Source organism: Candidatus Melainabacteria bacterium (assembly GCA_016193285.1).
In the GTDB taxonomy this organism is placed as follows: domain Bacteria; phylum Cyanobacteriota; class Vampirovibrionia; order 2-02-FULL-35-15; family 2-02-FULL-35-15; genus JACPSL01.
Window position 1 is genome coordinate 1 of the sequence record JACPSL010000008.1, and the last position, 17,624, is coordinate 17,624.

Genomic DNA, 17,624 nt, shown 5'->3' on the forward strand with positions numbered 1-17,624 from the left:
AATGGAGATGAGAAAGCAGTAAGAAAATATGTACAAGAACAGGTTAGAGAGATGGATAGGGAGGAAAAAGCAGCAAGGCAATTAGGATTGTTTAGTGGGGAAAGGTTCTAATCTCGGGGGCTTGCCCCCGAGTAGTTAAATTAAAAGAATGTAAAGACCTCATCAATTATTTTATTGTTCTTAAATTAATTTGAGAAAAAATATATTAATTTAATTGCTTAGGAAAAATTGCGGATATGTGATTATTGTAGTAAAGCTTTTATCTTGTTTAAATTAATAGAGTTGTCTTTTGCATACTTAAGAGCTTCTTGAGCATATGCTGTTGCAATTTGCAGATCGCCCTGTTTTAAATATAGGTATGCAAGTGTATAACTTATGTTAAATGAGAGTTGTAAATCTTTTTGATTATTTTTAATAAGTGTGTAAGCTTGATTTAATTCTTGCAAGGCTTTATCTAGTTCATTCGTTTTTATGTAATAACTGCTTGATAGATAAAAAGTACGAGGGTCATTTTGGTCAAGTAGCATTAATTTTTTAATTATTTTTTTGGCAATATTAAGCTGATTTAATGTTAAAAATCCAACTAGTGCTTCATGATAATGAAATTTATTATGTGTTCGTAGTGCATATAAATAAGAATGTTTGGCATAGTCTGGTAAATTGTTTTCTCTCTGAAACAAACTTAAGGATTCAAATAATATTCTTTTTGAATATGGATATAGTTTCATTCCTTCTATTAAGTACTTTTTTGCTTTAGGTAAATTATTTTCTATATCTTTTTCAAATCTAATAAGCGAGACTAATATAAAAGGGCTTGTTGGGAATTTTTTATATGCGTATTCAAATATTTTTTTTGATTTCTTGACTTTGTTGTTCTTAATTAATAAATTTGCATAAAGTTCAAGACTTTGAGGATCTAATTCATTTATATTATTAATGTGATCCTTAAAAAACTTAAGATAGTATTTATAATTATCGTTTTCTTCAAATGCTTTATAACATATATAATAAGCACTCTTAGCTATTAATGAATCAGGAGCTAATCCGTATGATTGTAGTATTAAAGGTATTTTAGAATATTTAATTTTCTCCTTCTTAAATAATTTTATTGCTTTAAGAAAGTAATTGTACGAAGCCAGTGAGTATTTTTTTGCTTCACTTGTATTTTGAGGATCATTTTGTAAAATAATCTCAGGGAGTAGACTTGTACGAAGTCCTTTATATAATAAATTTGTACTGGTATTAATAGTTGAGTTTATTAGTGACTTGTTGTCTTTCCAGTCTTGTATTCTGAGGGTAGTTCTTATGGTAAGTAATAAAAGGCTTATAGACAAGAAAGCTATGAAACATTGTTTGTAAGGAAAGATTTTTGTAATCCAGTTGGTTATTAACTTCGTAATGCAAAATATAATTATAAAGACGGGAGTATATAAATATCTTTCCGCGGCTAAGCAATATGTAGGTGTTAATATTTGACAGAAAGGAATAAGACTTATAAAAGATAAACCTGAAAATAACAATAAATTATGAGTATCTTTTTTGAACTTAAAAATTACAAATGGTACAAATAACCAGGAAAATAAGAATAACAAACAAAATACAGCATATCCATCAAACAACCAGTTTCCTAATGTTATATGTGATGATTGATCTAATGAAAGCAATTCAGGGTAAAAAATTAAGCTTAAATAATGAATAAAAATCTGTGGAGATAACCAAAAGATTCTCTCAAGAAATAAAATCATAGGACTGGATGATGAAACCTGAAATGAATTAAATTGTGAAAACAGAATATATATTAAGAAAATACCAAGCCCTATAAAATAAGGTTTTGTTTCTGTAAATGTATCTTTAAGTGCAACTTGCCATTGACCTTTTGCTAACTTGTTTTCAATCAATGAGTATGTGAGTAAAATTAATGGCAAAGCAATAATATATTCATTTAATAACATTGGCATTAAAAAAAGAATTGATAAAAATAATGTTCTTGATTTTAGATAATTCCTTTTTCTGTTTTTAATAAAGTCTAAAAACAAGCTGAAGAAAACTATATAGCTTAATGTTGCCCCAATATTTGTGGACAAAAGAATTGATTCAACATGTACAGGATGTAACGCCCAGATTAACGTTATTAAAGTAGTGATAGAGACTGTGTATAAAGATCTTGTAGGAAAAATTGTTGAGATTATTAAATAAACAATAACAGTATTAATTACATGAAATAGCAAATTTAGTACATGATATAAAAAAGGATTTAATTTAAAAAGATAACCAACAGTTAGTAAAAATGGTATACCAAGTAGATTACTTCTATTAACGGAGTTTGAAGTGTATAGAAAATTACTTGAGTTGAAGTTATTAACAAGGCCAAAATTATTTATTATTTCAAATATTTCAGTAAATGTTGTGGGAATTTGAGAAAAATCTTCATTATAAATAACTCTCTCATCATAAAAAACCCATGGACGACTCAAAGTAGGAATATAGATACTTAGCGCTGCTATTACACAAACAAGAAGTCCTATAATTAAACAATAATTGTTTTTCTTGTTCATCTGTTATCCTGTATTATTCTGTAGATTGAAAATTTCTTTTATGCAATAGTTAAAATATTCAGTCAGGTTTAATGATTTATATAATCTTGCAAGTTGATGAAGTGAATCAGAGTTTGTTCTAGCAAATCGTAAGGCGTCTTGTGAAAATCGAATTGCTTCGTCTTTATTTCCCAGATGAATGTACAATCTGCTTAATGCGTAAGTTATGCTGAAGGCTAACTTAGTATCTGAGCTTGAAATTGTATTGTATGCTCTTAAAAGAAATTCTAGTGCTTTTTGAAGATCATTAACTTTATAATAATAATTACTTACAAGATATAAGGTTTGGGGATCTTGTGAGTCTATTTTTAGAAGTTTGTTGACTGTTTTTTTTGCATTGCTAAGATCTCCTAAGTCTAGAAATATAGATAGTGCTTGGTTGTAAGCAAGTTTTGATTGGGCTCTTAGTCCATAGAGATATGCATACTTAGCTGTAAGGCTTGGTGAGTTAATTAATTGATAAAACTCTATTGCTTTTAATAAAACAGCTTTGTCGTAAGGATGGAATTTTAATGCTTGCATTAGATACTTCTCTGCTTTTTCTTTGTTGTTTTCATATTTTATAAAGTAATCAATTAATCTAAGCAATGTAAAAGGAGTATTAGGGTAGGTTTCATTAGCTTTTAATAAAATTTTTTTTGCCAAGCCGTATTTCTTATCACTTATTAATAAATGTGCATAAAGTTCTGAGACTCTTGGCTCAGTTTTACCCATAATTTTTACATAAGGTTTTAGTAATTCTAGACCAATTTTGTAACCTTCATTTAATTCAAGACACCTTGACGAAGCTTCTAAAAAGGCAACTTTAGAAAGAAGGGAATCATAGTCTAGTCCATAGACTTTAATTACAAGAGGTAATTTTTCTTGGAATTTTATTCTTTCTTTTGTTAAGTTGTCCCTGGCTTCTCTTAGTAAATCCAGAGTTTGAAAAAAGTAATTTTTTATTTCTTCTTTTTTTTCTCCTTCAAATACAGCCATAGCTTTTCCAAGCATCCCAAGTCTCATGGCTTTAAATAATGGATTAGAACTCATTTTATATGAAGAATTTATAAAAGAATAATTATCTTTCCAGTCAAAAGTTCTATAGAGGGCTCTTGTAAAAAGTAAAATTAATATAACAGATAGTACTGTTGATATTGTTAATTGGAGTTGTTTGGTTTTTGTTAAATTGCTTAATGTTTTCCCTGCTCCTAGGACTAAGAACATAATAGAGGTGTATAGGTACCTATCAGCTGCAAGAGTATATGATGGCATTAAGATATGAAGAAATGGCAGTAGAGCCAGAAAGAATGTCCAGGTTGTAAAACATAAATTTTCGAGCTTTCTTTTTAAGATGTAAAAAGCTAATGGAATAAAAAGCCAACAAACCAGAAAAATGATACAAAACAATGAATATGGATCAAACAATGTTTTCCCAAGGCTGACAAAGACAGTTTGATCAATAGAAAGCTTTAGGGGTAGAAATGTTACTTTCAGTAAGTGGAAAAATATTTGTGGTGAAAGCCAAAACACTCTTTCTAAAAAAACCACGAATTCATTTTCAGCTGCCAGGTGACTTGCTTGGTAATTGGTAGTAAAGAAAAAATATAATACATAACAAAGTAGACCTATTAAGTATGGAGCAGTTTCTTGGAAAGCTTTTTTAAATGCAGCTTTTAGTGAACTTGTTTTATATGCTGAGTGTGTTGAGATAAAAAATAGGATTACAGGAAGTGCAGCAATGTATTCATTTATAAGCATTGGAATGAAAAATATAATAGGAATGATTAATCTTCTTATAAAGGAAGTGTTCTTGTCTCTGTTTAGTAAAAAATCAAGGAGTAAGGAAAAAAAGAAAATGTAACTAAAAGTTGCTCCGCAGTTAATTGATAGTAATATTGATTCTGTAAGAGCGGGATGAGTAGCCCATATTAGGGTCAAAAGTATTACCGGTAGTCTACTAAGATTGTTTGTTGATTTAAAAGTTAATTTTAAGATATAAAATACAAGTACAGTGTTTATTAAATGTAGAACCAGATTAAATATATGATATAAAACTGCTTCTTTCTTTAGGAAAAAGTTTATAAGCATTCCAAATATTTGGGCAAGCGGACATGTCCTAGTTAAGTAGTTTGAGCTATAAATTGTATTGGAAGAAAGCACATTAAAATTTAGACCAAAATTATTTATTATTTCAAATATTTCACCAAGTGATAATGGGGTTGCAAAGTATGTTCCATCTACAATTATTCTCTCGTCATACAAAAGCCATTCACGGTTTATAGTAGGGATATATAGGATACAAATTATAGTTAAACATATGAACAAGTCAATGTTAAGTGACCAAGACCAATTTTTTTTATGTTGCTTTGCTTGTTTACTTTTAGGCACAGTCTCCAATTTATTTTTTTCCATGAATTTAAGTATAATAGGCCAGTAGGTATGAAAAGCTTGCTTATTATTAAAGGGCTTACAACATTAACTTTGTTTTTTTTACTTACGTTTGTTGTAACTAATCCTATAAGTGCTAAGGTAACTCATATTTTAATCCACACAGCAAAAGAGAATCTATCAACTGTTGGAGAACATAATAATAACAATAAGCCTGTAGATTTAGTGTTTTACTTAAATGGAGGAGGTTCTGCAGAAACACTTTTACTGGCAGATTTTCCATTTGGCGGGTTAAATATTCCTGATCTTAATAATGTATATAGAAAAGATTTAGTATTTGTTAGTTTTGCATATGACCCACGATTTCATTGGTCAAATCCTGAAATAGTTAGAGATGTAGTTGAAAATATTCATGAAATATCAAGCAAATTTAATACAAGAAAAATATTTATTGTAGGCATCTCTGTAGGAGGAGCCTTAGCATTAAATATTTTAAGTAATGCGGATCGGGATCTAAAAGATAAAATTACAAATGTGTTAGCGATGTTTCCAATTATTGATTATGATTATACTTTTTCTACAACAAAAAGAGAAAACATTTATACCTTGCTAAAAGAATATTTTGATAAGTTTGAAAACCCGAAAGAACAAATGAAGCTATCTTCTCCTGTAAACTACATAAGTGGCATTCCTAGCCATACTGAAATAACTCTTATAGAAGGTACAAATGATACTCATATACCACCAGAACAAATTGAAGATTATTATAATAAACTAAAAGAACTTAAGAGAAATGTTAAACTTCTAAAGTTTAATACAGATCATTTATCACCAGGCAAAGAATTTGGAGAAGTAATTCAAGCTTTATTAAAATAGAATATTGAGTGATGAAAAAAAAAGCTTTATTAATATTTTTTGGTCTTTTACTTCTGTTAAGTTTGGTTATGTTTCCTCCTTTTTGGAAACGATATCCATTAGAAGCAAAAATTATAAATGTTTTAATTCATACACCAATTGAAAGGCAATATCCTGCAAATATAAATCAGCCTGTAGATTTAGTTTTTTATTTTCAAGGAGCTGGTAATGATGAATCTCTTCTGCTTGGTCCATATGATTTAGGTGGTTTTTTTCTTTCTATGCTGGGAGATATTTATAGAAAAGATTTGGTGTTTGTAAGTTTTGGCTACGATACTTATTGGTTATGGCCATCTCCTAAGTTAATTAATGAGACATTACAAGAGGTCCATACCATAGTAAATAAATTTAATACTAGAAGGATTAAATTTGCAGGAGTATCTTTAGGTGGCTCAGTAGCTTTAAATTTGTTAAGTCAGGCAGATCAAAATATTAAATCTAAAGTTTCTGAAGTACTAGCAATATTTCCTATTACTGATTTTAAATATAATTTCTTAAATACAAAAAGAGACAATGTTAAATCCTTATTTAAAAAACATTTCTTTAAGTTTAAAGACCCCTATGAACAGATGAGACTTTCATCACCACTAAGCTATATAAATGGAATCCCTGATGATGCAAAAATAACATTAGTTGAAGGTGCTTTAGATACCCATGTACCAAAAGAGCAAATTGAGTTTTATTTTAATAAACTAAAAACTTTAAACAAACAAGTAAAACTTGTTACATTTAATAGTGATCATAAACCAGTAGAACAAGACTTTTTAAATCTTATTAAAGCATTTCTTAAATAGAATTATTTTCTATTAGTTCAATATTTTTTAGTGATTTTTCAATCATCTCTTTATCATTGAGTTTTGTGTATATGTTGTATGCATTATATAAACTCTCCAATGAATGCATCCTTATTCCAAGTAAATATGAATAATAAGCAAATTCTCTGGCTTTGTTTGTTTCCAGATAAAATCTTTTAAGGCCTGACAGGGTTTGTAAATCGTACGGGAAATACTTAAAAGATTTTTTTAAACTTTCTTCAGCAGATTTATAATCATTGTATTTTGCTTTATAAAGCTCTGAATAAATAACTAATAAGGTCGGACTAAGTTTTTTCTCTAAGGCATGTTTTAATATCGTTTCTACTTTATCATAACTTTTCCTTGCAAAAAGAAGCCCTAGATATAAATCAAGTATTTGAGTATCAGTAATTTGTAGATTGCTTAGATATTTGTCAATTATTTTAAAGGCTAAGTCTGAATCTTTTAAAAGTCCTATTTTGGTAAATGCTAACAGATAGGCTGCTTTAGCCTGCAAGGTCTTAGGATCTAAACCGTAGGATTTTATAACTTCTGGTATTGAGTTTCCAAATTGTTTATCTATAGCCTTTTGCTCTTTAATATATTCTTCAAGCAAATTAATTGATTTATTTATATAGTTTTTTCCTGTTTGTTGAGATTCTTCATCTTTATAATAATCAAGTAAGATGCTTCCAAGAAATTCATATCTAATAGCTTTGAACAAGTTGTTGGGTGCTGTATTTAGAGCAGATGTGAATAATGAGACACTATTTTCCCAGTCAAGTGTTCTTGTATAGCTTTTAATGCTTAGTGGAATCAGTAGAAATATTGAAGCAATGGTAAGAATTATTATTTGCTTATGTGTAATTCTTGATATTAAATAAAATACAAAATGTGATATGCCAAACATGAGCATGAACATGGGGAAATATAAATATCTTTCACTAGCTATGCAGTAAGAAGGTGAGAGTATGTGTAAAAAAGGAGAAATTGTAATTGAAAAATAGAACAAAGTGCTAAACATTAAGTAAAATATTTTCTTTTTACAAAAGAAGAGTGACAGCAATAAAATGATTATTATAGTAAGAAATAAAGTACTACAGAATATTGAATATGAAGAGAACAAAGTTTTTGAAAAAGAAACCATTGCTGTTTGGTCTATTGAAAGATTTAGCGGAAAGAAAATTAATTTTATGAGATGAAAAAATATTTGAGGAGAAAGCCAAAAGAATCTTTGAATCGTTTCATGTAGATAAAGCGAATTTGTTAAGTGCAAATTTGACTTGGTTGGTGATGATAAAAAGAAAATAATAAATAATCCTAATGAAATGAGCAGTGGTAATGTTTCTACGAAGGTACTGTATAAAGACTGGTTGATGTTTTTAGTTCTATAGATAGTGTTTGTAAGCAGATAAAAAAATATTACTGGCGCTAAAGTTACTGAGTATTCTGAATTAAATAAAGGAATTAAACTGAGTATAAAAACAGTTATAAACTTTACGACCGGATTTATCTTATTGTTTTCTAGTCCAAAATTAACAAAATAAAATATAAGGATTGTACAGAGGCTATAGGTTAATATTGCAGACCAATTACATGCAAATAGTATTGATTCGATATTTGCAGGATGTAATGACCACATTAGTGTGAGTATTGATGTTAAAAGTAGTCGTAAAGACTGGAATTGATTTTGATTATTTATAAATGTAATTGAGATTTTTTTTATTATTAAAAAAAGCAAGGCAGTATTAAAGAGGTGCAGAAAGAGTGAAAGGAGATGATATAAAAAGTATGATTTTTTAAAAATTAGGTAAACAAAAAGAGTAATAAAATTATTAACAGGATCACATCTTAGATTTGAGACTGATGAATAAAATGGATTTGAAGCTTCAAAAAAATTATTAATTCCAAAATGTCTTAGATATTCAATGAGTTGTGAAAAAGAATATGGTACAGGTAACACCGTTTCGTTATATATAATTTGTTCATCAAAATGTTTCCAGGGATAACCTAATGTATGAGCATAGAATAAAAAGACAATTATTAGTGTAGTTAAAAGAAAAAAGTAAGTCCTTATTTTTTGCATAGCTAAATTATAAATTAGATAGGTCCAAATCTATCTTTAAACATGGTTTTGATATTGATTATTTGACTATCGATCTTGTAATAAGCCAGCAATTTTTTTAACAACTTTTCAGCTCTTTCCTTGTTATTTAGGGTGATGTATACAACTGTTGATTCCTTAAGGCTACTAGGATCATGCATCCTAAGTCCATATAAGTAAGAGTAATATGCAAATAATTCAAGATTATTTAGTTTTTTGTACAATCTTTTTAGCCCAAATAAAGTTAGTGGATCATAAGGGAAATACTTAAATGATTCTTTTAAATAATATTCAGTTAGTTTTAAATCATTTGATTTGTATTCATAAAGATCAGAAAGAGCGATATATAATATAGGACTTATTCTTTTTTTGTTTAGAGAATCTAAGAGAATTAATTCTGCTTTTTCTGAGTTTTTAGTTAGAAAAAGAATTCTATAATAAAAATCAAGAATAGTAGTATCTAAAACTTTTAAGTTTTTAGCATATGGAGAAAATGTTTTTAATGCTTTTTCAGAGTCTCCATCTAAACTGTAATTTAAAAGAGCAAGCAGAAAATAAGATTTAGCAAGTAATGTGTTCTTGTCCAATCCATAGAATTTAATAATCTTTGGTGTCTTATCATTTTGCTTTGCCTTTTGTGTTTTTAGATTTTTAATTTCTTTTTCTAAATAACTTTTAGCTTGAGTTATGTATTTTTTTGCTTCTAAGTAAGAAATACTTTGGTTGGATATTTGTAGTGAGTTTAAGAGAGTAAATAATCTAAGACCTTTATATAAATTATTTGGTGCAGTCTTTATAGCAGAACTTAAAAATGTATCATTATTTTGCCACTCAAATATTCTATTTAAAGTTCTTATACTATATGTAAGAACAATGAAAAAAATGATCACTGTAATTAATATTGTTTTGTTGCTTGACTTAAGATGCTCAAATATAATGTGTGATAATCCAAATATAAAAAAGAACAGTGGTAAGTATAAATATCTCTCACTTGCTAGTGTGTATATTGGAGAAAGAATGTGAAGAAAGGGGATTAATGTAATTAAAGATGGCAGAAATATTAAAAAATAAAAACAAGTTTTTTTTCTTGCATTAAATATGGATATAGCTGTTGCAGAAAATAATATAAGTGTAATTAGAAAACATATCATGCTATAGATTCCAAAAATCGAGTTTGATAGTTGTACATGTGCACTTTGATCTACAGATAGATTTATAGGAAGGACAGCTAACTTAAAGAAATGTATAAGTATCTGTGGTGCAAGCCAAAATATACGCTCAAAATTAACAAGCAAGTTACTTTCAGCCAAAATCCTTTTTGGTGAAAAAATAAAATAATAAATAAAAAATATAATTAGTGAGAACATTAAAGGCAAAATATCTTTTAATGCTTTTATTAATGATTGGCCAAGTGGTTTTTTGTTTTTAAAAGTATCTGTGGCAAAAAAATAAAAAAATAGTGCAACAGGTAATGTAACTGAATATTCATTTAAGAGCAAAGGGAAAAGATAAATAATAAAAAGAATTATTGAATCTTGTAAGTTAAATCCTACAGTGTTTTTATTCTTGTGAGTTATAAATATCCAGAATATAAGTAAGCACATGAAATAAGTTACAAGTGAGCCTATGTTTGTAACTAGCAGTATTGATTCTATATTTGTTGGGTGAAGTGACCAAAGGAGTGTTAATAGAGAAATAATTGTATATTTTATGGAGCTTGAAGTTTTATTGTTATAAGTGCTTACAACTTGACTTAGCAGATAAAAACAAAGGACAGTGTTAGCAAGATGTAAAATAAGTGAAAACAAATGATAAGCAAATGTAGATTTTTTAAATATAAAGAAGATGAACAAGAAAAACAATACATCAACAGGTGTTCCTCTTAAGTTTGAAATATTTGAATAGAAAGGGTTTGCAGCTTCAAAGAAATTAATTACCCCGAATTCTCTTATAAGTTCAAATATTTCTAAAAATGAACATGGGATAGGAAGCAAGGCTTCGTCAAAAACAATCTTTTCATCATAGTGTTTCCATGGATAGTTTAAAGTGTGAAAATAAAATCCAAACACAATTAAACATGTAAAAAAAAGAAATACAAGTGGTGATTTTTTGTTGATTTGCATACTAGGTGATTTTTAATTTCTTTTCTAAAAATCTAATTTTATTTAGTGATTTCTTAGCCCAGTCTTTTTTATTTGTCAGTGTAAATAAACTATATGAGGTTTTAAGATCATCAATAGAATGATGCCTTAAGCCATATACATAGGAAAAATAAGCAAGCTTGTCGTAATCCCTTTTTAATTCATATATTTTTTTCATTACAAGTAGAGTAAATGTATCGTATGGATAATATTTAAATGCATGTAAAGTTAACTTTTCAACTTCGTCTAAGGTTCCATATTTTTGTTGGATTAAATCACATAATGGAAAAATAATGTATGTTGCATATGGATCTTTTTTATGTGCAAATCTAAGGACATTTTCAGCTTCGTTTAGCTGGTTATTATAAAAGAGTAATGAACCGTAAAATGACAAATTTGCAATACTGAATAAATTTAGATTAGATGTATATGGAGCTATGATTGTAAGTGCTCTTTTAAGATTGTTGTTTAGTGTAAAATCTACCTGACTTAGTGTACAGGCTGCTTTAGAAAGAAGTGATGCAGGATTAAGTCCATAAACTTTTAAGATATTAGGAGTTGACGAGTCATACTCTTGTGTTTCTTTACTTAAAATTTTTATTGCTTTTTTTAAATTTAAATAAGCAAGTTTTATATATTTGGGCTCTACTTCTCTTTCTATGTATTTTGAGAATATTTTGTTTTGTGGTGTTAGTCCTTTTAGTCTAAATGCTTTATACAATGGGTTATCTGTTGCCTTAGCTGCAGAGTAATAAAGAGTAAAACTATCTCTCCAGTCTAAAGTTCTAAAGTAAGCTCTAATTGTATATGGGGCAATTATTATAAAGACTAGAATTACAGCTTTTGCAAATGTTTTATTGTTATTTGTTACTTGGAATAACCAGTGTGAAATACCAAAGGTTAGTACGAGGGTAGGGAGATATAAATATCTTTCACTACAGAGATTATATAAAGGTGCTAGCATTTGTGAAAAAGGTACCAGTGATAGAAGAAATAAAAAGAAAAATATAAAGAATGAAGGAAACGTTTTCTTTGCCTTAGATAAAGAAATCATTGCTAAAGTTACAAGAAGAAATATAAATAATACACAAAAGATACTATAAGGATCAAAATACGACCTGCCTAAGTTAACTAAAAGGCTTTGATCAATTGAGAGCTTTATTGGCAGGAAGACTAGTTTTATAAGATGAAATATGATTTGTGGTGCAAGCCAAAGGATTCTTTCTAAAATAAGACTAAGATTTGATTGAATACTAATATTCTTGCTGGTGTGTGAGAACAAAAAAGAGATTATAAAAATTATTACACCTAAAACAAATGGCATTGCACTTAGAAGTGATTGCTTAAAGGAGCTTAATAAGGATTTTTTATTGAAGAAATAGTTTATGGCAGTTGTGTAGCTAATAAGTATGAATGGTAACAAAAAATGGAATTCTGCAGTAAAGAGTCCTAACAAGTATAAAATAAAAATGACACTTGATCTTGGTAGTGAAAGCTTAACTAGCTTAAAGTCATTTGGGATAGCACTTAAATACAAGTAAGTGGCTAAGAGACAAAATGTGTAGCTTAAAACTATATTAGCATTTGTAAGAAGTAAAACTGACTCTATATTTGCTGGGTGTGTAGACCAAAATATAGTAAGCAAGGATATTAAAAGCAATCTGTAAAAATTCTGTGATTGATTTGAATTTGTGCTTTTAAAAATATTGGACGCTCTGGTAATTAATTGGAAAAGAATAACAGTGTTTATAAGGTGCAAGACAAGGCTGTATAGATGGTAGTTGAAAGGATTTTTCTTAAAGAAACACTGGATTAGCATTTGCAGGAGATTACCGAGTGGATTACAGCGTAGTGAAACAATGTTTGAGTACATTGTGTTTGTGGCCTCAAAATGATTATGTAAACCTAGAAGTGAAATTAATTCAAAAATCTCGGATAGCGAAAAGCAACTTGGAAGAAGAACTTCTTTAAATGGGATTAGTTCATCATATGCTTTAACCTTGTAAAACAATGTAGGATAAAAGAATAAAAATATAAGACCAAGGGTTAAAAATAGAAACATTAAACTTAATTTTAAATTTTTCATCAGCTTACGTTCAGTTTTGATTTTAATGATTCAATATATTTTATATTTTTTTTTGATGAAAATATTTGCTGAGCAAAAGTAATGTTATTACATTGCCTTTATCTAAAGTCAATAATTTATCAATAATGAACTTTGCTTCATTAGGCCTATTTAAAAAGAGATATATTTGAGCAGCTCTCTGATAGGCAACTTGTGAATGAGTCCTAAGCCCTAATAAGTATTCATATTTAGCTAGATTCAACTGATCATTTTTTAATTCACAAAGTTTTATCATTCTAAGTAGCATTCTTTTATTTGATGGATATAAGAGATAACCTTCACTGATAATTCTTTCAGCATTAATTATGTCCTTATTCTTTAAGTATAAATTACTTAGAGTGTAAATTAAAAAGGGACTTGTAGGATACCTTTTTCTTGCAGACTCTAAAATATTAATTGCTTTTTTCTCTTGACTAGTGGCAATTAACAGTTTTGAGTATAAATTGAGCTGTGAATTGCCAGTACTTTCTAAGCTTTGATTTAAATAAGGCTCATAGAAATCTAAAATTTCTTGTGGTGATTCTTTAAAATCTTCAAATTTTATTGAAGCAATGGTAAAAGCAGCAGTGGTTATTAATGACTCTCTATCTAAGCCATAGAGTTTCAATATGTTTGAAACCCTTCCATTTTTATTAGTGTCTAATTCTGCAATAGCATCTTTTAAGTATTTTATGCTTAACTTCATGTGTTTGTTCATTTTTTTCTTATCTATTGAGGTAAAGTAATAACCAAGAACTGAATGTACCTGCCCTTTATACAATTTTTTTTCACTAGCGTGTAGAGCAGAGTTATATAAGGTGTAAGAGTCTTTCCAATCAAGGATTCTATAGGTAGTTCTAATACCAAAAATTAAAATAATAACAGAAAAAATCAAAATGATGACTTTATTTTGTTTTGATATTAGTTGACAAACAGTTAAGAGCAAAATAAACAATGGAAAATAACAATATCTCTCTGCTATTAAGCAGTAGCCTGGAGAAATGATTTGTAAGAATGGAAAGAGTGAAAAGAGTAAACCATAAACGAAAATGACAGGAATGAATCTTCTATTTAGGAACACTAAAGCAGCTGGAAAGGCAATGAGCAAAATAAGTAAGGAAAGAGCAAGAATAGGGTAAAAAGAAGATAGCTCTAATAAAATTGACTGAAATATAGAAAGTGCTTTAGGGAAGAAAAATAACTTTATAAAGTGTAAAAAAATCTGTGGTGAAATCCATAAGATTCTTTCAAGTGAAGTGCTAAATGAACCTTGACTTAAATAACTTTCTATGCCAAGTGTAAAAGCTCTGAAAATATAGTAAGAAACAAATAATACTAGTCCAAGTATATATGGAAATACTAACTCTAGAGAAGAAACAAATGCTTTTCTTGCTGAACTTTGCTTAGGACAGATCAATGCTAGTGAAATAAAAAACAATATTGCAAAAATGATATAGCAATATTCGCTGATAAGCATGGCTATAAAAGAAAGTAGAGTAAGTAATGTTCCTTCCTTTATAGAGTTTTTGTAACTTCCATTTTCTATTTTTGTTATGATATGTAGTAAGAAACTAAAGCAGAACGTATATGTAAAAAGTGAAGGCCAATTAGTTACAAGTAATACTGTTTCAACATTAGCTGGGTGTAATGCCCACAGTAGGGAGAGAAAAGTTGCTGTAAAAGAACATATTGAAGAGTTCAAATTTTTAAGTTTGAGTAGTTTATATAGAATTAACCAGGCAAATAATGTATTAGTTAAGTGAATTAAAACTTGAAGTATATGGTAAAAAAAATTATTTTTATTAAATAAGTAAGAAATAATGATATTTAATATTGCTCCAAATAAATTTGAGCGCAAAGTAATAATATTTGAAAACAATGCATTCTGTGAGTCAAGGTTATAAGTAAAGGTATAAGTTTTTATTATTTCAAATAAATCGTGCAGGCTATGTGGGACAGGAAAAAGTCCTTCATTATAGACAATTCTTTCATCAAAATATTGCCAATCTCTTTTTAGTGATAAAGAATATATTAAAAATACAATTGCTACTGCTAAGGTACAAAACCAATTAGGCTTTACTTTATTTAATTCCAAGTTTAGTTTTGAACTCATTAATTTTATTTTTATCCTCAGTAGTTAAGTCTTTCATTGCCTGAAACTCTTTTAAGTATTTTTTGGAATCATCAAGTTTTCCTACATGAGAGTTTACGTTTATTAAACTTAGTAAAATACTTTTAGTAACAGTTGGATCAGTATTTTTTTGGCTTTTTGCAAGAAAATATGCACTGGTTAAAGTTTGTAAGATATTCTCTCTCTTTCCTACTAAATCAAGATATCTACTTGTAAGTAAAAAAGTTATAGGATCAGCATTTCTTAGTCTTGCAAGCTTTTTTAATGCTTTATATGCAAGAGGTAGTTGGTTTAGATCTAGATAAATCTGAACTGCTCTTTGATAGCTTGATGCTGAGTGCTCCCTAAGTCCTAAAAGATAAGCAAACTTTGCTTGGTTTGGAAGATCATTTGTTTTTTCATAATATTTAAAAAGCTTATAAAGTGTTAGTACATTGTTTGGATAAAGCTTGTAAGCTCTTTGAAGAAGCTGTAGAGATTTATCGAGATTGTTTTCATAAAGTAAATAGTAATCTGCTAATGAATATATTACTGATGATGAATACGGATATTTTTTATATGCATACTCTAAAATCTCTTTTGCTTTGTTCTGGTTATTTGTCTTAGAAAGTAAATCTGCATATAAGTTGAACTGATTCACACTTGCAAGGTGCAGCTTATTTTTTATAAATTTTTCAAAGTATTTAAGTGTTTTTTCTGCTGGTTCCTGAAAGTTGTCATGTTTAATTGTTGCAATTCCATATGCAGCTTTCATAAGGAGTGTATCGTAGTCCAAGCCGTATAGTTTTAATGTAATTGGTTGTCGTGGATATTTCTTTCTTAGTTTTTTTAATTCTTTAATTGATGTTTTAAGTTTAGTAAAAGCTTCGTTTAAAGATTTTTCCATTTGTAGTTGATTACCCATTGCACCAATGTAATCTGCAAATATTATTAATCTTTGCCCTTTATACAATGGATTTTTTTCAACTTTTAGTGCTGATTGATATAAGGAGTATGAATTATTCCATTCTTGACTTCTGACTAATGTTCTAATTCCTAATAAAACTAGTACACAAGATAAAGTTATGGTGATATGTTTTGAATTATAAGAGACTTGGTTTTTTATTTTGAGAAAAAGTATAGAAAAAAGTATTAAAAATAGTACTGAAGAAGGGAAATAACAATATCTGTCTGCAGCCAAGCAATAAGTAGGAAGAATTACATGCAAAAATGGAAAAACCGAAAAGAAAAAAGCATAGATTAAAGGACAGATAAAAGAGCCCCTTGTTTTTCTAAAAATTAAAAATAGAATTATCGGTGAGGTTAAAAACAAGAAATATATAGCCATACAAAGTATTGAGATTGGTTCTATTAAAGTTTTTGCTAGTGGAATTAGGTTTGATTGATATGTCGAAAGAGTAATCGGGAAAAACAATATTTTCAATAAATGAGTAAAAATTTGTGGAACAAGCCATAAATTTCTTTCAGTAAAAACATTAAAAGCATAAAGAAAGGAAGAAGAGTTATTACTTCCGGGGAAGTTAGCTTGAAATATATTTACTAAAGGAGAATCCTCCTTACTTAAGGAAGTAATGATGTAAAAAATTATTCCTAAAAAATATGGATTTGTTTTTTTTACTGAAATCAAAAGAGCACTTTTTATGTCGTTTAGATTTTTGTAAGTGAATGAGAAAATAATGAAAAATAAGATTAAAGGTAGTGTATAAGCATACTCGGTAAAGAGCATGGTAAGAAAAAAAAGTATACTAATACCAAAAGTACTAAGCTTTGAAACGGTAAATCTGTTGCTTTCAATTAGTGAAACTTCATAGAGAATAAAACTAAAACAAAAAGTATATGTCAGCAAAGTATCCCAATTTGTTACAAGAAGAATTGCTTCAGTATTAGCACTGTGTAAGCTCCATAATAAGGTAAACAAAGAGACAAATAAATAACTGGTTTTAGAAGGGATTTCTTGTGCAATTAATTTTGCAATCTTCTTGAATATAAACCATACTAAAATTACATTTAAAAGATGTATGCTCAGTTGAAGAAGGTGATATAAGAAAGCGTTCTTTTTTAAGAAGAAAGATGTTATTAGAACCAGGATTGAAGCTAATGTATTGGAGCGTACTGTGAGATTATTTGAAAAAAAGGTATTGGTTGACTCTATATGATAGTTTAATACAAATGATTTTATAAGCTCACTAATTTCGTCGAGTCTTGTAGGTATAGGGAATATTGTTTCATTATAGAAGACCCTTTCATCAAAAGCTTGCCATTCTCTAAATAAAGAAAAGAAGTAAATAAATAAAGTGATAGCTATGGTAGAAAGAAGATAAATTGAATTTGTTAGATTTAAGGCTTTCCTCTTTTTGTTATTGAGAAGTTCTTTTTTTGTAAGTGATTTAGATTTTATTTGTTGCACTTTTACTAAAGACACATTAATTTTAAAACATTAGATTTTTTTGAACTTTGACAAATTGTTTTGA

General features: G+C 28.3%; 9 protein-coding genes. 2 read left to right on the forward strand and 7 right to left on the reverse strand.

The window, feature by feature from the left end:
- Positions 1 to 242 precede the first annotated feature (242 nt).
- Together HYY52_01525 and HYY52_01530 are read right to left on the reverse strand one after the other, a co-directional pair.
- A complete protein-coding gene (locus tag HYY52_01525; protein MBI2995374.1) occupies positions 243 to 2,555 on the reverse strand; it encodes a hypothetical protein in 2,313 nt (770 codons plus the stop codon).
- 3 nt (positions 2,556 to 2,558) lie between these two features.
- On the reverse strand, positions 2,559 to 4,964 hold the full coding sequence (locus HYY52_01530; GenBank protein ID MBI2995375.1) for a hypothetical protein: 2,406 nt from the start codon (positions 4,962 to 4,964) through the stop codon (positions 2,559 to 2,561).
- A gap of 51 nt (positions 4,965 to 5,015) precedes the next feature.
- Here HYY52_01530 and HYY52_01535 point away from each other — a divergent pair, with 51 nt between their 5' ends.
- Together HYY52_01535 and HYY52_01540 are read left to right on the forward strand one after the other, a co-directional pair.
- Positions 5,016 to 5,840 (forward strand): prolyl oligopeptidase family serine peptidase, encoded by an 825-nt coding sequence (locus tag HYY52_01535; GenBank protein ID MBI2995376.1) that lies wholly within the window; start codon positions 5,016 to 5,018, stop codon positions 5,838 to 5,840.
- An 11-nt stretch (positions 5,841 to 5,851) separates the two neighbouring features.
- Positions 5,852 to 6,673: an alpha/beta hydrolase fold domain-containing protein gene (locus HYY52_01540; protein MBI2995377.1), complete on the forward strand. Its 822-nt coding sequence runs from the start codon at positions 5,852 to 5,854 to the stop codon at positions 6,671 to 6,673.
- Here HYY52_01540 and HYY52_01545 read toward each other — a convergent pair.
- The 5 genes from HYY52_01545 to HYY52_01565 all read right to left on the reverse strand — a co-directional run bounded on the left by HYY52_01545 (position 6,666) and on the right by HYY52_01565 (position 17,560).
- Positions 6,666 to 7,583 carry a hypothetical protein gene (locus HYY52_01545; GenBank protein ID MBI2995378.1) on the reverse strand — a complete coding sequence of 306 codons (918 nt, stop codon included), beginning with the start codon at positions 7,581 to 7,583 and terminating at the stop codon, positions 6,666 to 6,668. The genes HYY52_01540 and HYY52_01545 overlap by 8 nt on opposite strands.
- A gap of 1,190 nt (positions 7,584 to 8,773) precedes the next feature.
- The gene (locus tag HYY52_01550; GenBank protein ID MBI2995379.1) at positions 8,774 to 10,900 is read right to left on the reverse strand and encodes a hypothetical protein; all 2,127 of its coding nucleotides are present in this window, start codon (positions 10,898 to 10,900) and stop codon (positions 8,774 to 8,776) included.
- Position 10,901: 1 nt separating this feature from the next.
- A complete protein-coding gene (locus tag HYY52_01555) occupies positions 10,902 to 12,242 on the reverse strand; it encodes a hypothetical protein (GenBank protein ID MBI2995380.1) in 1,341 nt (446 codons plus the stop codon).
- Positions 12,243 to 13,044: 802 nt separating this feature from the next.
- Positions 13,045 to 15,135, reverse strand: a complete 2,091-nt coding sequence (locus HYY52_01560) for a hypothetical protein (protein ID MBI2995381.1) — start codon at positions 15,133 to 15,135, stop codon at positions 13,045 to 13,047.
- Positions 15,104 to 17,560: a hypothetical protein gene (locus HYY52_01565; GenBank protein MBI2995382.1), complete on the reverse strand. Its 2,457-nt coding sequence runs from the start codon at positions 17,558 to 17,560 to the stop codon at positions 15,104 to 15,106. Before HYY52_01565 ends, HYY52_01560 begins: the two co-directional genes overlap by 32 nt.
- Positions 17,561 to 17,624 lie beyond the last annotated feature (64 nt).